The sequence below is a fragment of the Shewanella sp. BJSY2023SW005 genome (assembly GCF_047314585.1).
In the GTDB taxonomy this organism is placed as follows: Bacteria; Pseudomonadota; Gammaproteobacteria; order Enterobacterales; family Shewanellaceae; genus Shewanella; species Shewanella algae.
Genome location: NZ_JBKORJ010000030.1, coordinates 196,072 through 216,141, shown reverse-complemented (window position 1 = coordinate 216,141; position 20,070 = coordinate 196,072). Strand labels below are relative to the sequence as shown.

Below are 20,070 nucleotides of genomic sequence, written 5' to 3'. Positions count from 1 at the left end.
TGAGGAAGCTTACCCATGTGTGGTATCGTCGGAATCGTTGGCCGCTCGGCGGTCAATCAGACCATCTATGATGCACTGACAGTGCTTCAACACCGTGGCCAGGATGCTGCAGGCATAGTGACTATCGATCAGAATGCCTTTCGCCTGCGTAAGGCCAATGGTCTGGTCAAGGACGTATTTGAACCCAAGCATATGCAGCGGCTGCAGGGCAACGCAGGCTTGGGCCATGTGCGTTATCCCACGGCCGGCAGCTCCAGTGCCTCTGAAGCCCAACCGTTTTATGTGAACTCTCCTTTCGGGATCTCTCTGGCGCACAACGGCAACCTGACCAATACAGTGCAACTGGCCGAAGGGCTGCGCAACAAGCGCCGCCATGTGAACACCACTTCCGACTCTGAAGTGCTGCTCAACCTGTTGGCCGATGAGCTGGACAAGACCGACAGCCTGACCTTGAGCCCGGATGAAGTGTTCGATGCGGTTTCCCGGGTGCACGCCGACACCCGCGGTGCCTACGCCGTGGTGGCCATGATTATCGGTCAGGGCCTGGTGGCATTTCGCGATCCTTTTGGTATTCGCCCTCTGGTGCTCGGCAAGCACGAGACAGCCTCTGGTACCGAGTATATGGTGGCCTCAGAGAGCGTGGCACTGGATGCCGTTGGTTTTGAAGTGATGCGCGATGTGGCTCCCGGCGAAGCCGTGTATATCACCACAGAAGGTGAGCTGTTTACCCGTCAGTGCGCCGAAGCGCCAAGCTATGCCCCCTGTATCTTCGAATTCGTTTACTTTGCCCGTCCGGACTCCACCATAGACAAGGTGTCAGTCTATGCCAGCCGGGTCAACATGGGCGCCAAGCTGGGTGAGAAGATCCGCAAGGAATGGTATGACCATGATATCGATGTGGTGATCCCTATTCCGGAAACCTCCTGTGATATTGCTCTGGAAATTGCCCGTGGCATGGATCTGCCTTACCGTCAGGGATTCGTGAAGAACCGCTACATCGGCCGTACCTTTATCATGCCGGGGCAGCAGGAGCGCAAGAAGTCGGTTAGACGCAAGCTCAATGCCATCAACGCCGAGTTCAAGGACAAGAATGTCCTGCTGGTGGACGACTCCATAGTGCGTGGTACCACTTCAGAGCAGATCATTGAGATGGCCCGTGAAGCTGGCGCCAAGAAGGTGTATTTCGCCTCGGCCGCGCCCGAGATCCGCTTCCCCAACGTCTACGGTATAGACATGCCAACCTCCAATGAGCTGATTGCCCATGGCCGTGATGCCGATGAAATCGCCCGTCTCATTGGCGCAGATGGCATTATCTTCCAGGATCTGAGCGACCTGGTGGAAGCTGTGCGAATGGAAAACCCGGATATCAAGCGCTTCGAAACCTCAGTGTTTGACGGCCACTACATCACCAAGGATGTGGATCAGGCCTATCTGGATCATCTTACCCAGCTGCGTAACGACGATGCCAAGGCCAACCGCAACAAGGATATAGGTACCAACCTGGAGCTGCATAACGTCTGCCATCCTTGATAAGTACTCTCTGATAAAGCCAACCCTTGAGGTTGGCTTTTTTCTGTGCCAGTCAGTATGCTGAGCCTCGACTCTTGATGGTGCAGGGAGAGAAGCACAATGGATAAGTACCGGGAAACCGTAGCAACCTTTGACAAAATGGCGCTTCCCTATCGGGATAAGTTTGCCGGCAACGATTGTTATGACTCGGCCCATAACCGATTTGCCTCCTTGCTGAAGCAGTATCAGGCCTGTGCCGGACGGCGCCTGCGGTTACTGGATATCGGTTGTGGCCCAGGGCATGTCAGCGGCATGTTGGCAAAAAGGGTGCCTGAGCTCGAGATAGTGGGTATAGATGCGGCGCCGGCCATGGTGGCACTTGCCAGTGAATTGTTACCCGAGGGACGTTTTTATCGGCTGGATAGCCGCGAGCTTGGTTGTCTTTCGTCGCTGCTTGAAGCTGATGCCGTGCAGGCTATCGCAACCTTAGATGTGCCTGAAAGTGCAGCTACGCCCCTAAGTCTTGGGGTTTCTGATGGCTCTAATACCCTTGATGACTTTAATGCCCTTGATGGCTTAGACACGCCAGAGGGTTTTGATGCAATACTTCTGCTCTTCATTACGCCTTATCTTGAACGTCAGGATGTGATTGCCTTACTGCAAGACTGCCGTGTGCTACTGAATGACGGCGGGCTCCTGTATCTGGCCTCCATGGAGGATGACTATCAAGCGTCCGGCTATCAAAGCTCCAGCGCAGGAGACAGAGTATTTATCCACTATTATCCCGAAGTGTTTTTCGTCAGTGAGTTGGCCGCGGCCGGGTTTGAGCTCATCGACAGCCTGCGTAAACCCTATCTGGAGCAGGGCGAGGTCAAGGCCACAGATCTGTTTCTCTACGCCAAAGCCGTGTAAAAACAAAGGCGCTTCAGAGGCTGATAGCGCCTGAGCTTTTCAGGTAAAACGCTTATTTTGCCCGCTACTTTTTGTTCACTACTTTTTGTTCACTGCTTTTTATCACGACTGTTGGCTCGTGAATTTGTCTCACGATTTTTTCTCGTGGCCTTTTCGCGTAACTTTGTCTCGTGATTTTTTTCTCAGTTAGCGAGCCGTTTTGCGAATAAACTCCAGCAGGCGGTTATTGGCCGGCATGGCATGGTCCTGGCAAAGCTCAAGTCCCTGGGCTGCAGCCAGCATCAGGATCCACTCTTGATCGCGAATGCCGCTTTGCGGATCGCGCTGCCTTAACATGGCATCGAACACCCGGTTGGAGTCGCTGCTGTAATCGCCTCGGTAGTTGAAGGGGCCATAGAGGCAGAAACGACCGCCGTTTTGCAATACTTTGCCTATGCCGGTAAACATCGCCTCCACCATGGGCTGGCTCATGATATGCGCAGTATTGGCGCTATAGATGGCATCCGGCGCCGGCTCAGTTGCCGCCTGCGGCCAGGGTGAACACACCTCCAGAGTGATCACCTCGGCCAGGTTACTCGCCGGGAGTTTGGCATGCCAGGCGCGGATCCCATCCAGATACTGGGGCTGATCGCTGCATTGCCACACCAGATGCGGCAACTGCGGGGCAAAGTAGACCGAGTGCTGACCGGTTCCACTGCCTATCTCCAATACCCTGCGGCAGCCAGAGAATGCCTGTTTGAGTATTTTGAGTATCGGCTCGCGGTTGTTTTCACAGGCTTGGGAGAAGGGCGCGGGTATCGAAGACATAAAAGATTTCCTGCAATCTTGCCGTCGTGACGGCTGAGTGAGTCTGGTGTTTTATCGTACTGACTTTATAACATCGCCAGAGGTTTAAATCATGGCAAGACTAATCTTGCGAAGAACATAAAAAAGCGCCCCTGAGGGCGCTTGGGTCGTTTTCAGTCTCAATCGACACTCTTATTGGGCAGGCTTGAGATCTATGCGGTAGACGGCAAAGCCCAGCTCATCGGTACTCAGCTTGGTCATAGTCCTTTGCTGGTTGGCCTGGATGAAGTTGGCGGCCTTGTCACTGTCCTGGGTCGCAAAGCGGATATCCAGGGCAACAGCCGTATCTATACTCTTGAAGTCCCAGTTATAGTCGGCCGTGGGGTTGACCATGGCGTCATACTTGTCGGTTTCAGGATTGTACTTGGACTGCTCTGTGATGTAAGCCGCCAGAGCTTCACGGTTGGTGTCCGGCAGTTCCAGTACCACGTGCTCGCTGCCGGTGCCGGCAAACTTTCCGCCAAAGGCGCGGTAGTTGTTGGAGGTGACGATAAATTCCTTGGCCGCCAGGTTTTCACCTGTATAGACAGTGCCTTCGCGGTCGGTGAAGGCCAGATCCACAATTCGTGAGGCATCGGCATTGACCAGAGCACAATCCCGGTCGTATTTGCTCGGCTGTGTCACGTCTATCTTGTAGGACACGCCATCGATAACATCAAAGTTATAGGTGGGGTGGTTATAGTTCACCAGCTCCTGCGGCTCAGTGCTGGCAGGATCTATCTGGTTGAACTGGTTGGCTGAACACTCGAGCCAGTCTTTCAGCTCGGCGCCGTTTAGCTTAACCGCTACCATAGTGTTGGGGTAGAGGTAGAGATCGGCGGCGTTCTTGAAGGTCAGCGGCCCTTTGTCCACCATTACATACTGATCGGCATCACTGGTGGTGCTATGGCGGCCACCGGCCTTGAACGGCGCGGCTGCAGAGAGCACAGGCAATGACTTGAGTGCTTCCGGCAGCTTGGCCTTGACGTTGGCTATCTGGGCGTCGGAGACAATCTGCACAGTCGGGTCGTCCTGCACCAGCGTCAGGAAGCTGAACATGTCGGCGGCAGCTACCCCGATTGGCTGCTCGACAAAGGCGATGGTGCCCTGGTGTTCCAGCTCAACCGCATCGTGAATGTCCTTATCGGCTTCCACCAGAGGTGTCTTGTTGGCACCGTCATAGATAGGGCGGGCCTCAGTGCGGGCCGAGAGCACAGTCCACTTGCCGTCTTTACGTTGCAGTTTGAAGTCGACCAGGCCCATGTTGTCGCCCCAGCGACCCGGCATCACGGCGGGGACACCGTTAAGCAGGCCTTTTTCCACATCTGTGTTGGGCAAGTCGGCATAGCGGGCATCGGGGAAGATGGAGTGGCTGTGGCCGAACATGATGGCATCAATGCCGTCGACATAGGTGAGGGCATAGGTGGCATTTTCGGCAGCAGGATCGCCTGGGTTTTCGGTGGAGCCAATGCCTGAGTGCGGAATGGCGATAATGATATCGGCGCCTTCAGCCTTCATTTGCGGCACAAATTTCTTGGCGCTCTCCACTATGCTCTCGGCGCGTACCTTGCCGGTGAGGTTCTGCTTGTCCCACAGCATAATTTGCGGAGGCACGAATCCTATATAGCCAATCTTGAGCTTGTGACTGTTGCCGTCAGTGTCCTTAACCTCGGTTTCCTTGATGAGATAAGGGGTAAACAGGTTGTCACCTTTCTTGAGTCCCTTCCAGCAATCATCGGCATCACAATAGACGTTGGCGTTGACATAGGGGAACTGGGCGCCGGCGAGGGATTTCTCCAGGAAATCCAGGCCGTAGTTGAATTCGTGGTTGCCTATGTTACCCACGGCATAATCGAGCAGGTTCATCGCCTTGTAGGCGGGGTGCACTTCGCCATCGGCGATACCGACCTTGGCCATATAGTCGCCCATGGGGCTGCCCTGCAACAGATCGCCGTTATCGACCAATACTGTGTTGGTGACTTCTTTGCGGGCGGCATGGATCAGGCTGGCGGTACGGGCCAGACCTATAGTAGGGTCTTCCTTGCCGCTGTAATAGTTGTAATCCATGATGTTGGTGTGCAGATCTGTGGTTTCCAAAACCCGCAGATCCACGCTCACCGTTGGCTCATCCTTGTTGTCACTGCCACAGGCACTGAGACCCATTGCGGCGGCAACCGCCAGTGTTACTAATGTTTTAGTTTGCATTGTTTACTACTCTTGGTTTTTATTATCGACCCCGGGAGATTATCCCGTCCATCATCCGGTTAAATCACTGTTAATCATGTGATTAATCTGGTTAACCAAGGCGCAGTATACCCAAAGGCGGCGACACTTATGTGACATCGGCCGTTAAAAACGGGTGACAATTTGTGACAAGTGGCAAATAAATGTCCGCTGACTGTCCCGGTTGTTCAAAACTTGTTCCAGTGACCGCAAGAGGCCCGACTTTGACGCTGGATTTCTGCTCAGTCATGTCGGCTCCATGGGGGAGGGCAGAATTTCTTACAGTTAAGTCATTGTCCAAATAGCGGAAGAGTTGTTAAGGTAATGGCGGGAATCAACAGGGCTGTTGCCCCGCCGAGACAGGTGTCCCGGGTATTCAATCATAACTAAGCAATAGCCTGCCGTTAATGGAGTCAAGATGCGTAAGACATTAATCGCCACCGCCATAGGCGCTGCACTGGTGCTGAGTGCCTGTGCCGAACAGCAAACCAATGAAACTGTCAGTAATGCCCCGGCCAAAGAAGCGAGCCAAAGTATGCCAGAGGCAAAAAGCACCGAACAAACAGCAAGCAATGTGCTGCTCAGCCCAAGTCCGCTGCAGTATCATGCGCCGCAGTTCGACAAGATAAAAATCGCAGACTATCTGCCGGCCTTTGAAGCCGGGATCAAGGAACACAACCAGCAAATTGCCGGCATAATCAACAACAGCGAAGCCGCTTCGTTTGATAACACCATAGTGGCGATGGAAAAGACCGGCGCCATTCTCAATCGTACTTCCAGGGTCTTCTTCAATCTGGCCGGGTTGATCTCCAACGATGAGTTTCAGGCCATTCAAGGGGAAATCGTTCCCAAGCTTACCGAACACAGCGACAATATTTTCCTCAATCCCAAGTTGTTTGCCCGGGTTGAAGCTGTCTACAACCACAAAGATAGCCTGAGCGCGCAAGATCAGCGTCTGGTGGACTTCTATTACAATCAGTTCGTCCGTGCCGGCGCCAAATTGAGCGAAGCCGACAAGACCCAAATGCGTGAGCTCAACGGTGAGCTGGCCACATTGTCGACCGAGTTTTCGCAAAACATTCTCAAGTCGTTCAAGGATGATGTGATCCTGGTGACCGATAAGGCGCAGCTCAAAGGCTTGAGTGAGGATGAGATAGGCGCCCTGGCCAACGCCGCCAAGGAAGCGGGTAAAGAGGGCTACCTGATAAGCCTGGTGAATACCACCCGCCAGCCACTGCTGTCGAGCCTGGAAGACAGAGGCCTGAGAGAGAAAATTTGGCAGACTTCGGCCAATCGCGCCATGGCCAGTAATGGTCCTATCGTACTCAAGCAGGCACAGTTGCGCGCCGAAAAGGCCAAACTGCTGGGTTATGAAACCTGGGCTGACTATGTACTGGCCGATCAGATGGCCGGTAATCCGGATGCGGTATTTGCCATTTTGGATGACCTGGCACCCAAGGCCGTTACCAAGGCTAAGGCTGAAGGCAAGGATATCCAGGCGCAAATCAAGGCTAGTGGTGCTGACTTTGAGCTGCAGCCATGGGACTGGGCCTTCTATGCCGAGCAGGTTCGCAAGGCCAAATACGATCTGGATGAGAGCCAGATCAAGCCCTACTTCGAATTCAATACCGTGCTGAATGACGGCATGTTCTACGCCATGCAGAAGTTCTACGGCATCACAATGAAAGAGCGCAAGGATCTGCCGGTATGGCAGGAAGATGTCCGCGCCTGGGAAGTATTCAACGAAGACGGCAGCTCCATCGGGCTCTTCTATCTGGACCCTTACGCCAGAGTAGGCAAGAACGGCGGCGCCTGGATGGATGAGTACGTGACCCAAAGCTTCCTTTTGGATAACAAGCCTGTGGTGTACAACGCGCTCAATATTCCCAAGCCAGCCGAAGGTCAGCCTACGCTGATGACCTTTGATGAAGTGACTACCATGTTCCATGAGTTTGGCCACGGCATTCATGGTTTGTTCTCGCAGGTGAAATACCCAAGCCTTGCTGGTACCGCTACTCCAAGGGACTTTGTTGAGTTCCCATCCCAGGCCAACGAGGATTGGGCCACAGATCCGGACGTTTTGGCTCACTATGCCAAACATTACAAAACCGGCGAGCCAATTCCGCAAGCCTTGCTGGAAAAAGTGCGAGCAGCGGCTACCTTCAACCAGGGCTATGACACGGTAGAGTATCTGGCCGCAGCGCTGCTTGATATGGAGTGGCACTCACTCAAGGCTGGTGAACAAGTGGCGGACGTTAAATCCTTCGAAGCCAAGGCCCGTGCCAAACATGGCCTGGATTACGCGCCTGTGTTGCCACGTTACCAGTCGACTTATTTCAGCCATGTATTCGGTGGCGGTTACTCGGCCGGATATTATGCTTACCTGTGGACCGAAGTGTTCGCTGCCGACGCCTTTGCCCATACCATGGCAGAAGGTGGCCTCAAACGAGCCAATGGTGACAAGTATCGTCAGGCAATTCTCTCCAAGGGGAACAGTGAGGATCTGATGCAGGACTACATCCAGTTCCGCGGCCAGAAACCCACAGTGGATGCGCTGCTCAAGCGCCGAGGCCTGGTAGACTGAAACCTTTGATAACACCCGCCAAATGGCGGGTGTTTTTTATCCCTCAAATAAGATGATAAAAGCTATGGAAGCTATTCGTTATCCCATCAAGGGCAGTTGCCAGTGCGGCGCTGTCAGTTATCGCTTGTTGGCGCCGCCGCAGATGGTGGTGGCCTGCCACTGCAAGGAATGCCAGAAACTGTCCACCAGTGCCTTCAGCATCACGGCGATTGTCAGAGCCGAAGATATAGAATTCAGTGGCGAACTGAGCCATTGGCAGCGTGGTTCGGCCAGCGGTAATATCAGCGCCGCCAAGTTTTGTGGTCGCTGCGGCAATCGTATCTATCACTACAACCCGGCAGAGCCGCAGAGTATCAAGCTCAAGCCCAGTAACCTGGAAGATACCCGTATCATTCAGCCGAGTGCCCATGCCTGGGTCAGTGAAAAGCAGGACTGGTTTGTTATCCCGCCCGGAGTCAAGCAATACACCGGTCAGCCTTGAGAAAGCCCAGCCCTGATAAAGAACTAAAAAAGCCGTTCACTGAGTGAACGGCTTTTTGATTGCGCTGCTGGACATTGCTAATCCGGCAAGCGTTTATTCCGCCAGCAGGCCGCGACTGCGCAGCAGTGGCTCAATGGCGGCTTCCTGACCACGGAACGCCTTGTAAAGCGCCATAGGATCTTCACTGCCACCGCGCTCAAGGATGTTACTGCGGAACGCCTTGGCGGTAGCCGGGTCAAAAATACCGTTTTCCTTGAAGGCCTCAAAGGCATCGGCGCCGAGAATGTCAGACCAGATATAGGAGTAATAACCGGCCGAATATCCTCCGGAGAAGATGTGGCTGAAGTAGGTGGAGCGATAGCGCGGCGCTATCTCAGAGATCAGCCCCATATTGCTCAGCGATTGCTGCTCGAAGGCGGCCGCATCCTGAGGTTCGGTGACGCTGCTGCTGTGCCAGTCCAGATCCAGCTTGGTGGCTGCCATGTATTCCACCGTGGCGAAACCCTGGTTGAACTTGCTGGCGGCGCGGATCTTGTCTACCAGGCTCTGGGGGATCACCTCACCGGTTTGATAGTGCTTGGCAAAATGCGCCAGCACATCCGGTTGAGTCATCCAGTTTTCCATCACCTGTGACGGGAACTCCACATAGTCGCGGGGCACGGAAGTGCCGGACTGGGAACGATACTCCACCTTGGACAGCAAGGCGTGCAGCGCATGGCCGAATTCATGGAACAGGGTACCTGCTTCATCGAAAGTCAGCAGCGTCGGCTCATCGCCACTGGGGCGAGGGTAATTGAGTACGTTGACTATGATGGGCTGCTCGTTGATGCCATCGACCACCGCCTGGCGGCGATAGGCATTGGACCAGGCGCCGCCGCGTTTGCTGTCACGTACATAGTAATCGCCAAAGAAGATACCGATAACGCTGCCATCTTTATCTTTCACCTCGAAGGTGCGTACATCCGGGTGATACTTGGGCAGATCGTCACGCTCGGTGACACTGATGCCATAGAGGCGGTTGGCGGTGTAGAACACACCCTTGAGGGTGTTTTCCAGAGAGAAGTATGGCTTGGTCTGCTGTTCGTTGAAGCTGTACTTGGCGACGCGTATCTTGTCGGCATAGTACCACCAGTCCCAGGCGGCCAGTTTGAAGTCCTTGCCTTCGCTGTCGATAAGCTTTTGCATCTCGGCCTTTTCGGCTTCGGCCTGGGCCAGGGCGGCGGGCCAAATTTTATCCAGCAGGGCGTAGACATTTTCCGGAGTCTTGGCAGTACGCTCTTCCAGCACATAGTGGGCGTGGCTCGGATAGCCCAGAAGCTGGGCTCGTTTGGCTCTAAGAGCCGCCAGCTCTGCCAGCACCTTCTTGTTGTCGTGGGCGTTGTCGTTGTTACCGCGCTCGATATAACCCTTGTAGAGTTTTTCTCTCAGCTCACGATTATCGGCATAGGTCAAAAACGGGGTGACGGAGGGGCGTTGGGTGGTAAATACCCACTTGCCGGGATGGCCGCGCTTGATGGCCGCCTGGGCGGCAACGTCAATCACATCCTGCGGCAGACCGGCCAGATCGGCCTGCTTGTCTATCACAAGTTCAAAGTCGTTGGTTTCTGCCAGCACATTATCGCCGAACTCCAGGCTCAGCTTGCCAATCGCTTCATTGAGCTTTCTAAGCTCCGCCTTACCGGCTTCATCCAGGTTGGCACCGCCGCGGCTGAAGCGTTTGTAGGTGTCTTCGAGCAGTTTCTGCTGCGCCGGGTTATGTACCAGCTGATCTTTTTGCTGATAGACAGTCTTAACCCGCTGAAACAGGGCGTTGTTGAGGTAAATATCATCGCGGCTGGAAGACAACAGCGGGGATACTTCCTTGGAGATCTTCTGCAGCTCGGCAGAGGTGTCGGCGCTGGTGAGGTTATAAAACACCCCTGACACTTTGGTCAACAAGGCGCCACTGCGCTCCATGGCTTCTATGGTGTTGGCAAAGTCAGCGGCGGCCGGATTGTCTATGATGGCCTGAATCTCTGCCTTGCGCTCGGCAATCCCTTGTTTGAAGGCCGGCAGGTAATGCTCGGACTCGATGCGATCAAAGGCGGGGATTTCAAGGTAAGTATTCCAGGGCTGGAAGAAAGGGTTGTCCCGGGTTTGTTCGGCCTTGGCAGCGGCTGGGTTTGTGCCTGTGCCATTTTGGAGAGCAGGCGCTTGGGTTTGGGCAGATGTGTCGCTCTGGGATACAGGCTGGTTGTCGCAGGCGCTCAGTGTCAGCGCCAATCCCAGGGCCAGAGCCACTGGAGAGAGGGTCATTCCCTTCATTGTTATTCCTCTATGCTGGTGTTTATCTCCCGTATGGCGCGGCGGGCCGCGCCGAAGCCGTCCTTAGTAACATGCCGTATTGAAAAAGGCCAATTTTGTCCTGTTTAGTTTGTAACAAAATTTAGCGAATGCAGTATCGAAACTGTATCTGTGGCACACTCTCAGGCCTTTGAAAATAAAAGATAACAAAAGCCACCCTGCCATGATGATAAGAACACTTTCCCGTTTATCCCTGTCGCTGTCCCTGTGCGTGTTTGCTCCTTTTGTAAGCGCAGAGAGCGGCCTTACGCCTCAGGCTTCGAGCCAGGTTTCAAGCCATATTTCAAGCGTAAGCGCTGCCCAAGGTACAGAGTCTGCATTGAGTAAAGTCTCGCCACTGTCGAAAACCTTGGCCCAGTACAGCCTTGACCGCTATGGCAGCGAGATGGAACAGAGTCTCGCCGAGTTGGTGCGCTTCAATACCGAGGCTATTCCAGGGTTGACGCCCGACACCAATCCGGAATTCATCGGCTTCAAGCAGGCGCTCAAGGCCCAAGCTGAGCAGTTGGGGCTGGATTATGCCGATCACGGTTATGTGCTCTTGATAGGCCTTGGCGAAGACAGGGGCGGCGGCGCTAACAAGCTTGGCATCATTACCCACGGGGATGTGCAACCGGCCAATTCAACGCTTTGGCACCAGAGTCCCTATCAACTGGATATTCAATCGCAACCGGGCAAGCTGATAGGCCGCGGCACCGAAGATGATAAGGGGCCGATAGTCACCGCCATGTATGCCATGAAGGCGCTCAAGGACAAGTCGGTAAAACTGAACCGTCGCATTGAACTCATGGTATATCTGGCCGAGGAGTCGGACTGGGAGCCGCTGAAAGTGTTTCTCAAGGACTATCAAGCGGCCGATATAAATATCACCATAGACGCCGAATATCCTGTAGTCACCGCCGAGAAGGGCTGGAGCCAGATAAAACTCACGATACCTGAACCCAAAGTCAAGGCGCCTAATTTCGATAAACCGCAACTGCAGCATTTCAGCGGTGGCTCCTTTGCCAGTCAGATCCCCCAGCAGGCCTTGGCCCTGATCCGCGGAGCCGACAGCGCAATGGTCAGCCGTTTGCAACGCGTCGCAGAGTCCCAGCAGGGGGTGCACTATGATTTTACCCTGGATTTCGACAGCCTGGAGATCGCCGCCAACGGTAAATCGGCCCATTCCTCAACCCCTGAAGATGGTGTCAATGCCGTGACTCATCTGGCTGCGCTGTTGGAGTCTGAGACATTCGCGCCGAGCCAGTCGGCATTAACCTTGGCATTTATCAATGAAATGATAGGCTTGGACCTCTATGCCGAGCGCTTTGGCGAGCTGGGCTATAGCGATGATTTTATGGGGCCTATGTCGCTGGCGCCGACTGTGGTGGAGTGGGGGCAGGGGGGTACCAGCATTACGCTTAACCTAAGGCGCCCCATAGGCAAGAGCCCGGAAACCTTGGATAAACAGCTGTCCGCGGCGCTGGCCGGTTGGCAGCAATCCCACGGCGTGACTCTGGTCGATGTCAGCAGCTATTGGGGCGAGCCCAAGGTGATGGATAAGGCGCCGCATCTGCAAACCCTGCTCAATGTGTTTGCCGAGTTTACCGGTATTGCCGACCCTAAACCTGTTGCTATTGGCGGCTCCACCAACAGTAAACTGTTTCCCAATGCCCTCAGTTTTGGTCCGGCCATGCCGGGTGTCGAGTATACAGGCCACAGTGAACATGAGTTTATCACCCGCGAGCAGTTGCAGCTGAACCTTAAGATGTACACCGCCGCCATGGTGGAGTTGGCGGTAAACCCGGGATCATAAGTCTAGGGAAGGTGCGAATAAGTCCCATGTGTGCTCTGCGTCGGCTTACAGGCCTGATGCAAGGGGGGCGCAGCAAATGGCCCTAGTTCTTTGCAATACTTCCCTAAGCTGCCGAGATAATCGCTCTTGAGTAAAAGTAAAGTCATGCGGACTGGGAGTGGCACCATCATCACAGGGCGGTGCCTTATACTCTTAAACCGGGCCCTGCTCCAGGCAGGGCACTTGTTCCAAAGCCTGATCCCAAGCGGCGCGCGTTTGACAAAAAATGTGTGCCTGGGGAGTCAGACCCGGCTCATCGTCCAGGCTGCCTGCGGGTATTTGCAGCAGGTGGCCACCTTCGACTGCTTTGGGCAGCGGCGAGCCGCAAACGGCGCAAAAATGGCGGCTGTGGCGGGTACCGGGCAGGGTAAACGCAGTAATGGCGTCCTGGCCACTGAGCCAGGTTAACTCGGCGCTGTCTGAAAACAGATTGGCACTGTGGGCCGAACCTGAATCCTTGCGGCAGCGACTGCAGTGGCACAAAAAGAATTGCTGCAGCTCAGCGCTTATTTCAAAACGAACCTTGCCGCAAAGGCAACTGCCTCGATAGTGCTTCATGTTCCCTCCTTGGTGTTGATAGGTTATTCCCTTTCGAGCCCGTCCCAAAATCTTGGCAGCCCCTCCAGGCTCCCTGGCTCAAGGAATAAGCAAACGAGTTTATTCTAATGGGATGGACCGGGAAACAGCAAATCCTGTTGGCACCATAACCAGCGCGATTTTGCACCCAAAGAAGCGGCTTTGGCCTTCGGGAAATCTTCTTGTAATCTGTGACTTGCTTGGGTATGGTCGCCATAACTATCAATGAGATACAGTACAAGCTCCTGGGGTATTCAAGGATGTTTCAGTGACGAAAAGGATTGTCGGTTTCGCGGTAGCTATCGCCGATTGAACTCAAGGTTCGGCGCGCTCTCTTGTTTGCTCATTACCGGATGTTGATTCTCCAGCACATCAAACTCGTGCGCCTGGGTTATGGTGATGATTTGAGCTTATCGCTTATCCATGTTTGCGGGTTTGCAGGCCCTATATCTATGACAATGATTGGCAGATTTGAATGGATTAAGGGTTTTTGACAGTTTTATCAGTTCAGGAATAAAAATGGATAACTATTTTGTGTATTTCGGTGTTGCCATGGCCACCATTCTCTTGCCTGGGCCAGCGGTGATGCTGACCGTCAACAACTCGATTCAACGCGGCTTGCTCAAGACCTTTGCCGGTATCTTTGGGGTCGCACTGGCTATTTTGTTTGTTGCCTTGATCTCGGCCACCAGTTTGGGGGTTGTGTTGGCCAGTTCAATACTGGCCTTTACTGTAATTAAGTTTATTGGCGCCGCTTATCTTATCTATCTTGGTCTGAAAATGTTCCGAGCCAAGGGTGGTGGCACCAGCAGCGCTCATTTACAGCAAGGCAGCGCTCGCAAGTGTTTCGCCGAAGGATTTTTAGTCTCCATCTCCAACCCCAAGGCGATCGTGTTTTTTATGTCGATATTCCCGCAGTTTATCGACCTGCAGCGGGAATACGCTCCTCAGTTTGCCTTACTCGCCGCAACCTTTAGTGGCTTGGTGATCCTTATTCACACTCTGTATGCCCTGTTTGCTTCCATTGCCAAGACCAAGCTGGCTTCCGGCAAGGGAAGCTCAGTGCTGAATAAGCTAAGCGGCGGCGTCTTTGTCTGCTTCGGCATTGGCCTCGCCGCATCAAGCCGCTAGTGTCACAGGGTTTATGGCATGAGCTTTTAAATAGGATGATCTCAAGCGGGTTGTTGGTATCTTCAACAAGCTTGCAGAATAAAAGGGATTTATGAAGAAAATCATAGTGGTATCAATTGCGCTGTTGCTGTCAGGCTGCGCAACTCAAGTCGATAAGTTTTCCTATCTGAAGCAATGGAATGACAGCTGGCAAGCATGTGATCGTCAGGGCAAGACATCGACACTCACATTCCCCGCCAGCCCTTGGTTCAACGCTCTGGCACGTGAAGACAAGATAGCAGTGTTGATTTACCTGAATGAGTTAAAAGACTATCAGTGTACTGAGGATGAAGCACTGAGACTCAAAGCGGTACTCGCCGATGCCGATATCACCACACTCAACGACTTGCTCAAAGGTTTTATCTATTTTGAGGCGCCGGACAAAGAGGCGATACAACACCTGGATCAGAGTCAGGTTGAGGCGCTGGCAAAGGCTATCGACGGGCCTTTTAACCCGCTGAAAGTGGCTGAAGATTTAGGCATGCTACAGCCCTGAGTGTTCAGGCATCACAGGCGTGGCATTTAGATATAAGAGGCAAAACCACCAAGAGCCAAGCTACAACAGGGAGGTTTTATGGCGCTTATTTATGAGGTTCAGGTTCGGGGAGCGGCCAAGGTGCTGGTACATGAAGTCAGCTCCCGCGCGGCCGCCGATCTATTGGTTTATCGAGTCGACAGCCGCGGCGCTACACACAATCAGGATAGTCTCTGGTGTCAGGTGGCGAGCCGCTCAATGGCTACGTCACTCATTCATTGGGTCAGCCATCGTGGCGCGGCCGATCTGCTGGTGTATTTTGTCAGCAGCCGCGGAGCCAGTGGTTGGCAAACTCAGCACCCGCTCAAAGGCCGTTTGTAACCCGGCTGCTTTTAAATCCAGGTAAAGAGGACGCCGGAAAGGTGAAAGGATGGATATTGGTAAACAGCTTTGGCTGCTCTGTGCGTTTTCATGAACCCGAGCTGGACACCAGTGGCTGGCTTAAACACTATTGCGTGACCATCTCGGGAGAAGGCATGCAGGCAAGTGTGAGGGTGGATAATCTTCCCTACGGACGGAACCCGGCGGATTTCTTTGAGGAGCTTGCCCGGCAGTGGCAGGGTTGGCAAGGCGAGCAAAGCTGGGCTGCCATAGAAGGTGAGTACAGTCTTGTGGCAACGACAGATGCCTGTGGCCATCTGCTATTGACCGTCAGCCTTTTAGCCAAAGGTGGTTTTCCTGCCTGGAGCGCCGAGGTGAGCCTGGCGATAGAAGCCGGGCAGTTGCAGGCATTGGCTATGAACGGCAAAGATTTCTTTTATCCCGCGCCGGCCGGCCTTTGAATGCCCTTTAAAGACGTTTTACTGACAAGGATTTCCATGAGATTCGTATTTTTGCTTTGTGCCTTGCTGCCTCTGACTATATTGGCCGAAGAGCAGCGTTTTACACTTGCGGCCGGGCTTATCGATGAAGCTGTGACAGTTCAGGTTGCTTTGCCCGAGAGTTATCGACATTCAGACAGTTTTCATTACCCCTTGCTGTTGGTACTTGATGGTTCGACTCAGTTTCATCATGTGGCATCCAGCGTCGGCTTTCTGAGCACATACGCCATAGTACCGGAAATGATAGTGGTGGGCATAAGCACCCGCGACAGACTCAAGTACTTTACTCCCACAGAGCCGGAAGATTTCGCCGCAAGGGCGGGAAAGGCCGATGTTTATAACCGTTTTATCGCAGAGGAACTGCTGCCTACATTGAGTGAACGTTACCGTCTGGCGCCTTACCGGATGATATTTGGCCACTCTTTGGCCGGGCTTTACAGCAGTTATCAGGTGCTCGGTCCGGCATCGTCCTTCAATGCCGCGATAGCCATTAGTCCCAGCCTGTGGTGGGACGATGGTGCCTTGATTACAGATTACGACAAATACCAGACTCGCGAGCGCAAAGCGCCCATGCGCTGGTTTCTCAGTATGGCGAGTGAGCCAGGCGAGATGGCGCGGGCCTTTGATGCCATGCTGCAAAAACTGGAAACCAAGAAGCCGTCAAAGCTACAGGTTTTCAATGCCCGTTTTGCCCGAGAAACCCACGACAGCACTCCCTTGATTGGCAATGTCGAGGGGCTTAAAGCCATCTTCAGTGGCTGGAACGCGGTACCGGAAGTCGATGTGATGTCGCTGCAACAGCTGCTGGCGTTCTACAGGGAAAAAACTGCCGAGTATGACTATACCTTTCCGTTGTCGGCACATCAATTCAATGTATACGGCCTAAAGGCCGCCTATGAGGGCCAAACTGCCTGGGGCGTTGCCATATTGGAGCAAGGAGTAGAGAAATTCGCTCGCTCGGAAATCCTTTGGGACAGCCTGGCAACGGCCTATACGCTTAACCAACAGCTCGATAAGGCTATGGCGGCGTCTATCAAGGCGCTGCAATTGGCCAGGCTGCATGGTTCGGTTTTTCTCGAAGAGATTATGGCTCAGAACCGGGCGCTTGAGCAAAAACTGAGTCAGCCCTAACTCAGGTCTTTTACCTACCAAGCCCGGGATTTCCCGGAGAAAATTTACACCTGTTATGAGAGGAATGCCGTGTTTCGTGGATTAAATGAGATAAAACAACATATTGAAGAAGGCAATCTGGACTATTTGCGCCAGCATATGCCGAAAGCCTGGTCCCAATATATGTTCAGGATAGAGAAAGACCCGGCCGGGCTTGAGATCATCTCTTATCTCAGGGCGAACGCCGTTATCAAGGACTATCAAATCTATTACCTTATGTATTGCCGTGTGACGTATTATTCCGAGCCGAAGCAGTTTACGCCGCTATTTGACATCATCAAAGTCAACGGCCGGATGGCAGCTTGGTCGAAGACGACCCTGAACATCTTTACCGGCTGTGTCACGATGTTTATCTCGGTTTTATTAGCGCGTTTATTTCAGTGGGTGGCCGCTTGGACCATAACCGGTTGTTGGCATTGGTCTTCGCAGGAGAGTCTGACGCTTACGCCATTTTTAATTTTCTACTGCCCAGATACGCCTTCTCCCATGAGGCACTGGCTACGGCGGCGGCCTGTTTGTTTTACAATGAATACCATTTGAATGGAGCCGGTGAACAGGCTTTGGCAGCCTTGCTAAGTCGGGGCATAGCGTTGGATTACTGCTTTGATGATGACAGTGAATTCGGCGAATATGCTTGCTTGGCGGCATTGATCTTCGGTCACAACCCAAAAAGGTTTAACCAGCTGTATGCCGATGGTGTCGAGCAGGCGCTTGTCGACAGTTTCGATTGGTCGCTCTTGCTTACCGAGCATGAACTGACTCTTGAGCATATTGAAGCCCTTAAGCTGTTGTCCCGCAGCGCTGCGTTACCCATAGATGAGATTGGCGAATGCCTGTTAGAAAGAGAAGATGAAGCACTGCTGGCTGCTTTTGACTCCCTGCGCTGATGTCTTGGGCTGATGAACTTTATCAATCACGGCGCGAATGGCCGTTGAGGCTGTGAGCGGGAAACTCAGGGGGTTGCAAGAAACTGCCGACTTTCAAGGAGCGAAAAAGTATGAATCTACTGCTGCTCAGTAATCACCAAAGCGCAACCGGCCATAAGGCGCTAGCGTTTGTTATTGAGGCTTTGGGGCTTAAAGGACAAGTCGGTGGTTACATAGGTTCAGAGCCTGATCCCGAGGGGGATTTCTACCGGGCAACACAGGCGTTTTATCAAGGCCTTGGCATAAACCTCAACACCTACCTGGATTTTGAACGGGGTTTTAACGACACTGTGATGCAGACGTTACTGGATAAGCCTTTAGTGCATCTCTCGGGCGGGGATACTTACCGTTTTTTGCGCGGCTTGCATAGTCGCAATCAACAGCAGAAACTCAAGAGTTATGCTGCATCCGGACATCTCCTGGTTGGTGTCAGTGCCGGCGCCATGCTGCTGACCGCCAACATAGAAACCGCGGTGCTTTGTGGTGACAGCAATACAGTGGGCCTTGAAAACCTGAAGGCGCTGGGCTTGGCCGACCTTTTATTTGTGCCCCATGTGGTTAATTCGCAGAGCCGAGACCAATCCCATGGCCTCAGCCAAAAACAGCGTGCAAAGCAATTGGCTAAGCGGCATGGTTTGCCCGTTTATCTCTGCTCGGATGAAGACGCTCTGGCCATTATTGATGGCCGACTTCACAGTTTTGGTGCGCCGGAGTTCATCCTGCCAGAGGCTATCGCCTGAGTTTTGCTGTGTAGCAGTGCCCGTTCATCGGGATGACAAACCTCATCTATTGGGGTAGTTTGAACATTATTGATGGCTTATGCCAACAAGGCCTTAAGGAAGCAAGGCATCACCCAAGAGGAAGTAAGGATGGCAGCAGAACTGATCAAATCGTCAATGACTACAGTGCAGAATGGAGTGGCCAAAGCCGATGGCAAAATCTCCTTGACCGGCAATGAACTTAAGTTTGTGCCTTTCAATCAGCAACTGGGGCTGGGGCCCTACACACTCAAGCGTGATGATATCTGCGCGGTAGAAAAGTGTCTGGCTACTGGCGGCGGTATTTTCCCTATATCGGCAGATGCGCTGCGGGTCATTCTCAATGATGGCAAACGCTATGAGTTTATTCTGGCAGATACCTCAGAGTGGCTTACGCTGCTGTAATTTAGTGCCTCTTTCGGTAAAAGCGGCATAGTCGGGAGCTGGGTATGAAAGTATTGGCAATGTCTCAAACGCAATGGTACCTGTTGGAGCATGAAGAACAACTATATCTGGACGTGCTTTGCCGACATAACAACCGCTTTATGATCCAGCTCAATGGGCAGGAAATGGCGGAATATCGCCGTTCCGGCAATCTATTTCTCGGGCAACTGGCCCGTGATATTCAATATGCGGTACCTATCCTCAAGGGGGCCCGTTCCAGTTTCCAGGGGCGGGATCAGCGTCGTCAACTGGGAGAATTGGCCACCACAGCCGAATGTGAATGGCTGGCGGCCAAAGAAGCTGAGCAGTGACCAACGGAGGTACAGCTTCAAAAAAATTTTATAAGGAAAACCGTGCAAGCAGTGTTTAAGCAAACCGAGGGCGATTACCTCGAAGCCGTTATTGAAGTGGCGGGGCAGCCGCTTACTGTGATGGATGAATTCGGTGGTGACAGCCTGACTTATGGTGAGGTCATTGATATTGAGCTGAGCGTCGGTATCGCCTGTGAACAGGAGGATCAAAACACCATGTTGGCCGGCAACCCGGAGGGGTTAAGGCTGCTGCAGCATATTCAGGGATGGAGCTACCGCGCATTTGGCACCATAACCGATATTACCCAAGGTGCTGTCATAGATGTCGGCCTATGTCGGCTGGAGGCACCTTTCGATAGCAATATTAGCGGCGAAAGCATCGCCTTCACCATTTTACGGCTCGATGCCAGGTCTGTACCAAGCTCAGACTGATACCTTAAAGCTTGTCGCCGAGAGTTTTGCGATCGAATAGATATTGCGGACAAATATCGATACTGTCTGGGCGATTTTTGGGCTCTGTGGATAGCCGGTGCGTCTCTCGGGATTGCAATCATGCTATCAAAGGCCGCATAATCGGCAACGGGCTTATCCTCGCCCCATGTCATACTTAAGTGCCTGCTAAGGCTTTCAAATCAAGGTCACGGAAAA

At 53.2% G+C, this 20,070-nt stretch carries 19 protein-coding genes; 15 read left to right on the top strand and 4 right to left on the bottom strand.

Going from position 1 to position 20,070, the window contains the following annotated elements; all coding sequences use genetic code 11:
- The first annotated feature begins 15 nt into the window (after positions 1-15).
- Together purF and ACMHXI_RS10400 are read left to right on the top strand one after the other, a co-directional pair.
- Positions 16-1,530 (top strand): amidophosphoribosyltransferase, encoded by a 1,515-nt coding sequence (purF, locus tag ACMHXI_RS10405; RefSeq protein WP_025889048.1) that lies wholly within the window; start codon positions 16-18, stop codon positions 1,528-1,530.
- Between the two features lie 99 nt (positions 1,531-1,629).
- Entirely contained in the window at positions 1,630-2,421 is a 792-nt protein-coding gene (locus tag ACMHXI_RS10400; RefSeq protein ID WP_144168431.1) for a class I SAM-dependent methyltransferase, read from the top strand.
- A gap of 186 nt (positions 2,422-2,607) precedes the next feature.
- Here the strand turns inward: ACMHXI_RS10400 and ACMHXI_RS10395 are convergent, their stop codons facing one another.
- Complete coding sequence (locus ACMHXI_RS10395; RefSeq protein WP_044734297.1) at positions 2,608-3,228, bottom strand: DUF938 domain-containing protein; 621 nt, start codon at positions 3,226-3,228, stop codon at positions 2,608-2,610.
- Positions 3,229-3,399: 171 nt separating this feature from the next.
- Entirely contained in the window at positions 3,400-5,451 is a 2,052-nt protein-coding gene (locus ACMHXI_RS10390) for a bifunctional 2',3'-cyclic-nucleotide 2'-phosphodiesterase/3'-nucleotidase (protein WP_109247586.1), read from the bottom strand.
- 436 nt (positions 5,452-5,887) lie between these two features.
- Between ACMHXI_RS10390 and ACMHXI_RS10385 the strand changes: the two genes are divergently transcribed.
- The gene (locus tag ACMHXI_RS10385; protein WP_025889053.1) at positions 5,888-8,053 is read left to right on the top strand and encodes a M3 family metallopeptidase; all 2,166 of its coding nucleotides are present in this window, start codon (positions 5,888-5,890) and stop codon (positions 8,051-8,053) included.
- 64 nt (positions 8,054-8,117) lie between these two features.
- Positions 8,118-8,534: a GFA family protein gene (locus ACMHXI_RS10380; protein WP_062793990.1), complete on the top strand. Its 417-nt coding sequence runs from the start codon at positions 8,118-8,120 to the stop codon at positions 8,532-8,534.
- A 93-nt stretch (positions 8,535-8,627) separates the two neighbouring features.
- Here the strand turns inward: ACMHXI_RS10380 and ACMHXI_RS10375 are convergent, their stop codons facing one another.
- Positions 8,628-10,838, bottom strand: coding sequence for a M3 family metallopeptidase (locus tag ACMHXI_RS10375; protein ID WP_413734852.1), 2,211 nt, complete (start codon positions 10,836-10,838; stop codon positions 8,628-8,630).
- 202 nt (positions 10,839-11,040) lie between these two features.
- On the opposite strand from ACMHXI_RS10375, the gene ACMHXI_RS10370 reads away from it, so the two are divergent.
- Positions 11,041-12,672: a dipeptidase gene (locus ACMHXI_RS10370; protein WP_243889394.1), complete on the top strand. Its 1,632-nt coding sequence runs from the start codon at positions 11,041-11,043 to the stop codon at positions 12,670-12,672.
- A 192-nt stretch (positions 12,673-12,864) separates the two neighbouring features.
- Here the strand turns inward: ACMHXI_RS10370 and ACMHXI_RS10365 are convergent, their stop codons facing one another.
- A complete protein-coding gene (locus tag ACMHXI_RS10365) occupies positions 12,865-13,269 on the bottom strand; it encodes a GFA family protein (RefSeq protein ID WP_107111207.1) in 405 nt (134 codons plus the stop codon).
- A gap of 537 nt (positions 13,270-13,806) precedes the next feature.
- Between ACMHXI_RS10365 and ACMHXI_RS10360 the strand changes: the two genes are divergently transcribed.
- The 10 genes from ACMHXI_RS10360 (at position 13,807) to ACMHXI_RS10315 (ending at position 19,854) form a co-directional block, all read left to right on the top strand.
- Positions 13,807-14,418: a LysE family translocator gene (locus tag ACMHXI_RS10360; RefSeq protein WP_028781056.1), complete on the top strand. Its 612-nt coding sequence runs from the start codon at positions 13,807-13,809 to the stop codon at positions 14,416-14,418.
- 91 nt (positions 14,419-14,509) lie between these two features.
- The gene (locus tag ACMHXI_RS10355; protein ID WP_025010473.1) at positions 14,510-14,953 is read left to right on the top strand and encodes a hypothetical protein; all 444 of its coding nucleotides are present in this window, start codon (positions 14,510-14,512) and stop codon (positions 14,951-14,953) included.
- A gap of 78 nt (positions 14,954-15,031) precedes the next feature.
- Positions 15,032-15,313, top strand: a complete 282-nt coding sequence (locus tag ACMHXI_RS10350; protein WP_025010474.1) for a DUF6150 family protein — start codon at positions 15,032-15,034, stop codon at positions 15,311-15,313.
- Positions 15,314-15,354: 41 nt separating this feature from the next.
- Positions 15,355-15,774: a DUF6228 family protein gene (locus ACMHXI_RS10345; RefSeq protein ID WP_208134356.1), complete on the top strand. Its 420-nt coding sequence runs from the start codon at positions 15,355-15,357 to the stop codon at positions 15,772-15,774.
- 36 nt (positions 15,775-15,810) lie between these two features.
- Positions 15,811-16,944, top strand: a complete 1,134-nt coding sequence (locus tag ACMHXI_RS10340; protein WP_413734848.1) for an alpha/beta hydrolase — start codon at positions 15,811-15,813, stop codon at positions 16,942-16,944.
- Between the two features lie 341 nt (positions 16,945-17,285).
- A complete protein-coding gene (locus ACMHXI_RS10335) occupies positions 17,286-17,870 on the top strand; it encodes a hypothetical protein (protein ID WP_109247581.1) in 585 nt (194 codons plus the stop codon).
- Between the two features lie 110 nt (positions 17,871-17,980).
- A complete protein-coding gene (locus ACMHXI_RS10330) occupies positions 17,981-18,649 on the top strand; it encodes a Type 1 glutamine amidotransferase-like domain-containing protein (protein ID WP_335900865.1) in 669 nt (222 codons plus the stop codon).
- Positions 18,650-18,778: 129 nt separating this feature from the next.
- The gene (locus tag ACMHXI_RS10325) at positions 18,779-19,072 is read left to right on the top strand and encodes a hypothetical protein (RefSeq protein WP_025889069.1); all 294 of its coding nucleotides are present in this window, start codon (positions 18,779-18,781) and stop codon (positions 19,070-19,072) included.
- Between the two features lie 44 nt (positions 19,073-19,116).
- Entirely contained in the window at positions 19,117-19,422 is a 306-nt protein-coding gene (locus ACMHXI_RS10320; protein WP_208184679.1) for a hypothetical protein, read from the top strand.
- A gap of 42 nt (positions 19,423-19,464) precedes the next feature.
- Positions 19,465-19,854 carry a hypothetical protein gene (locus ACMHXI_RS10315; RefSeq protein WP_208184680.1) on the top strand — a complete coding sequence of 130 codons (390 nt, stop codon included), beginning with the start codon at positions 19,465-19,467 and terminating at the stop codon, positions 19,852-19,854.
- Positions 19,855-20,070 lie beyond the last annotated feature (216 nt).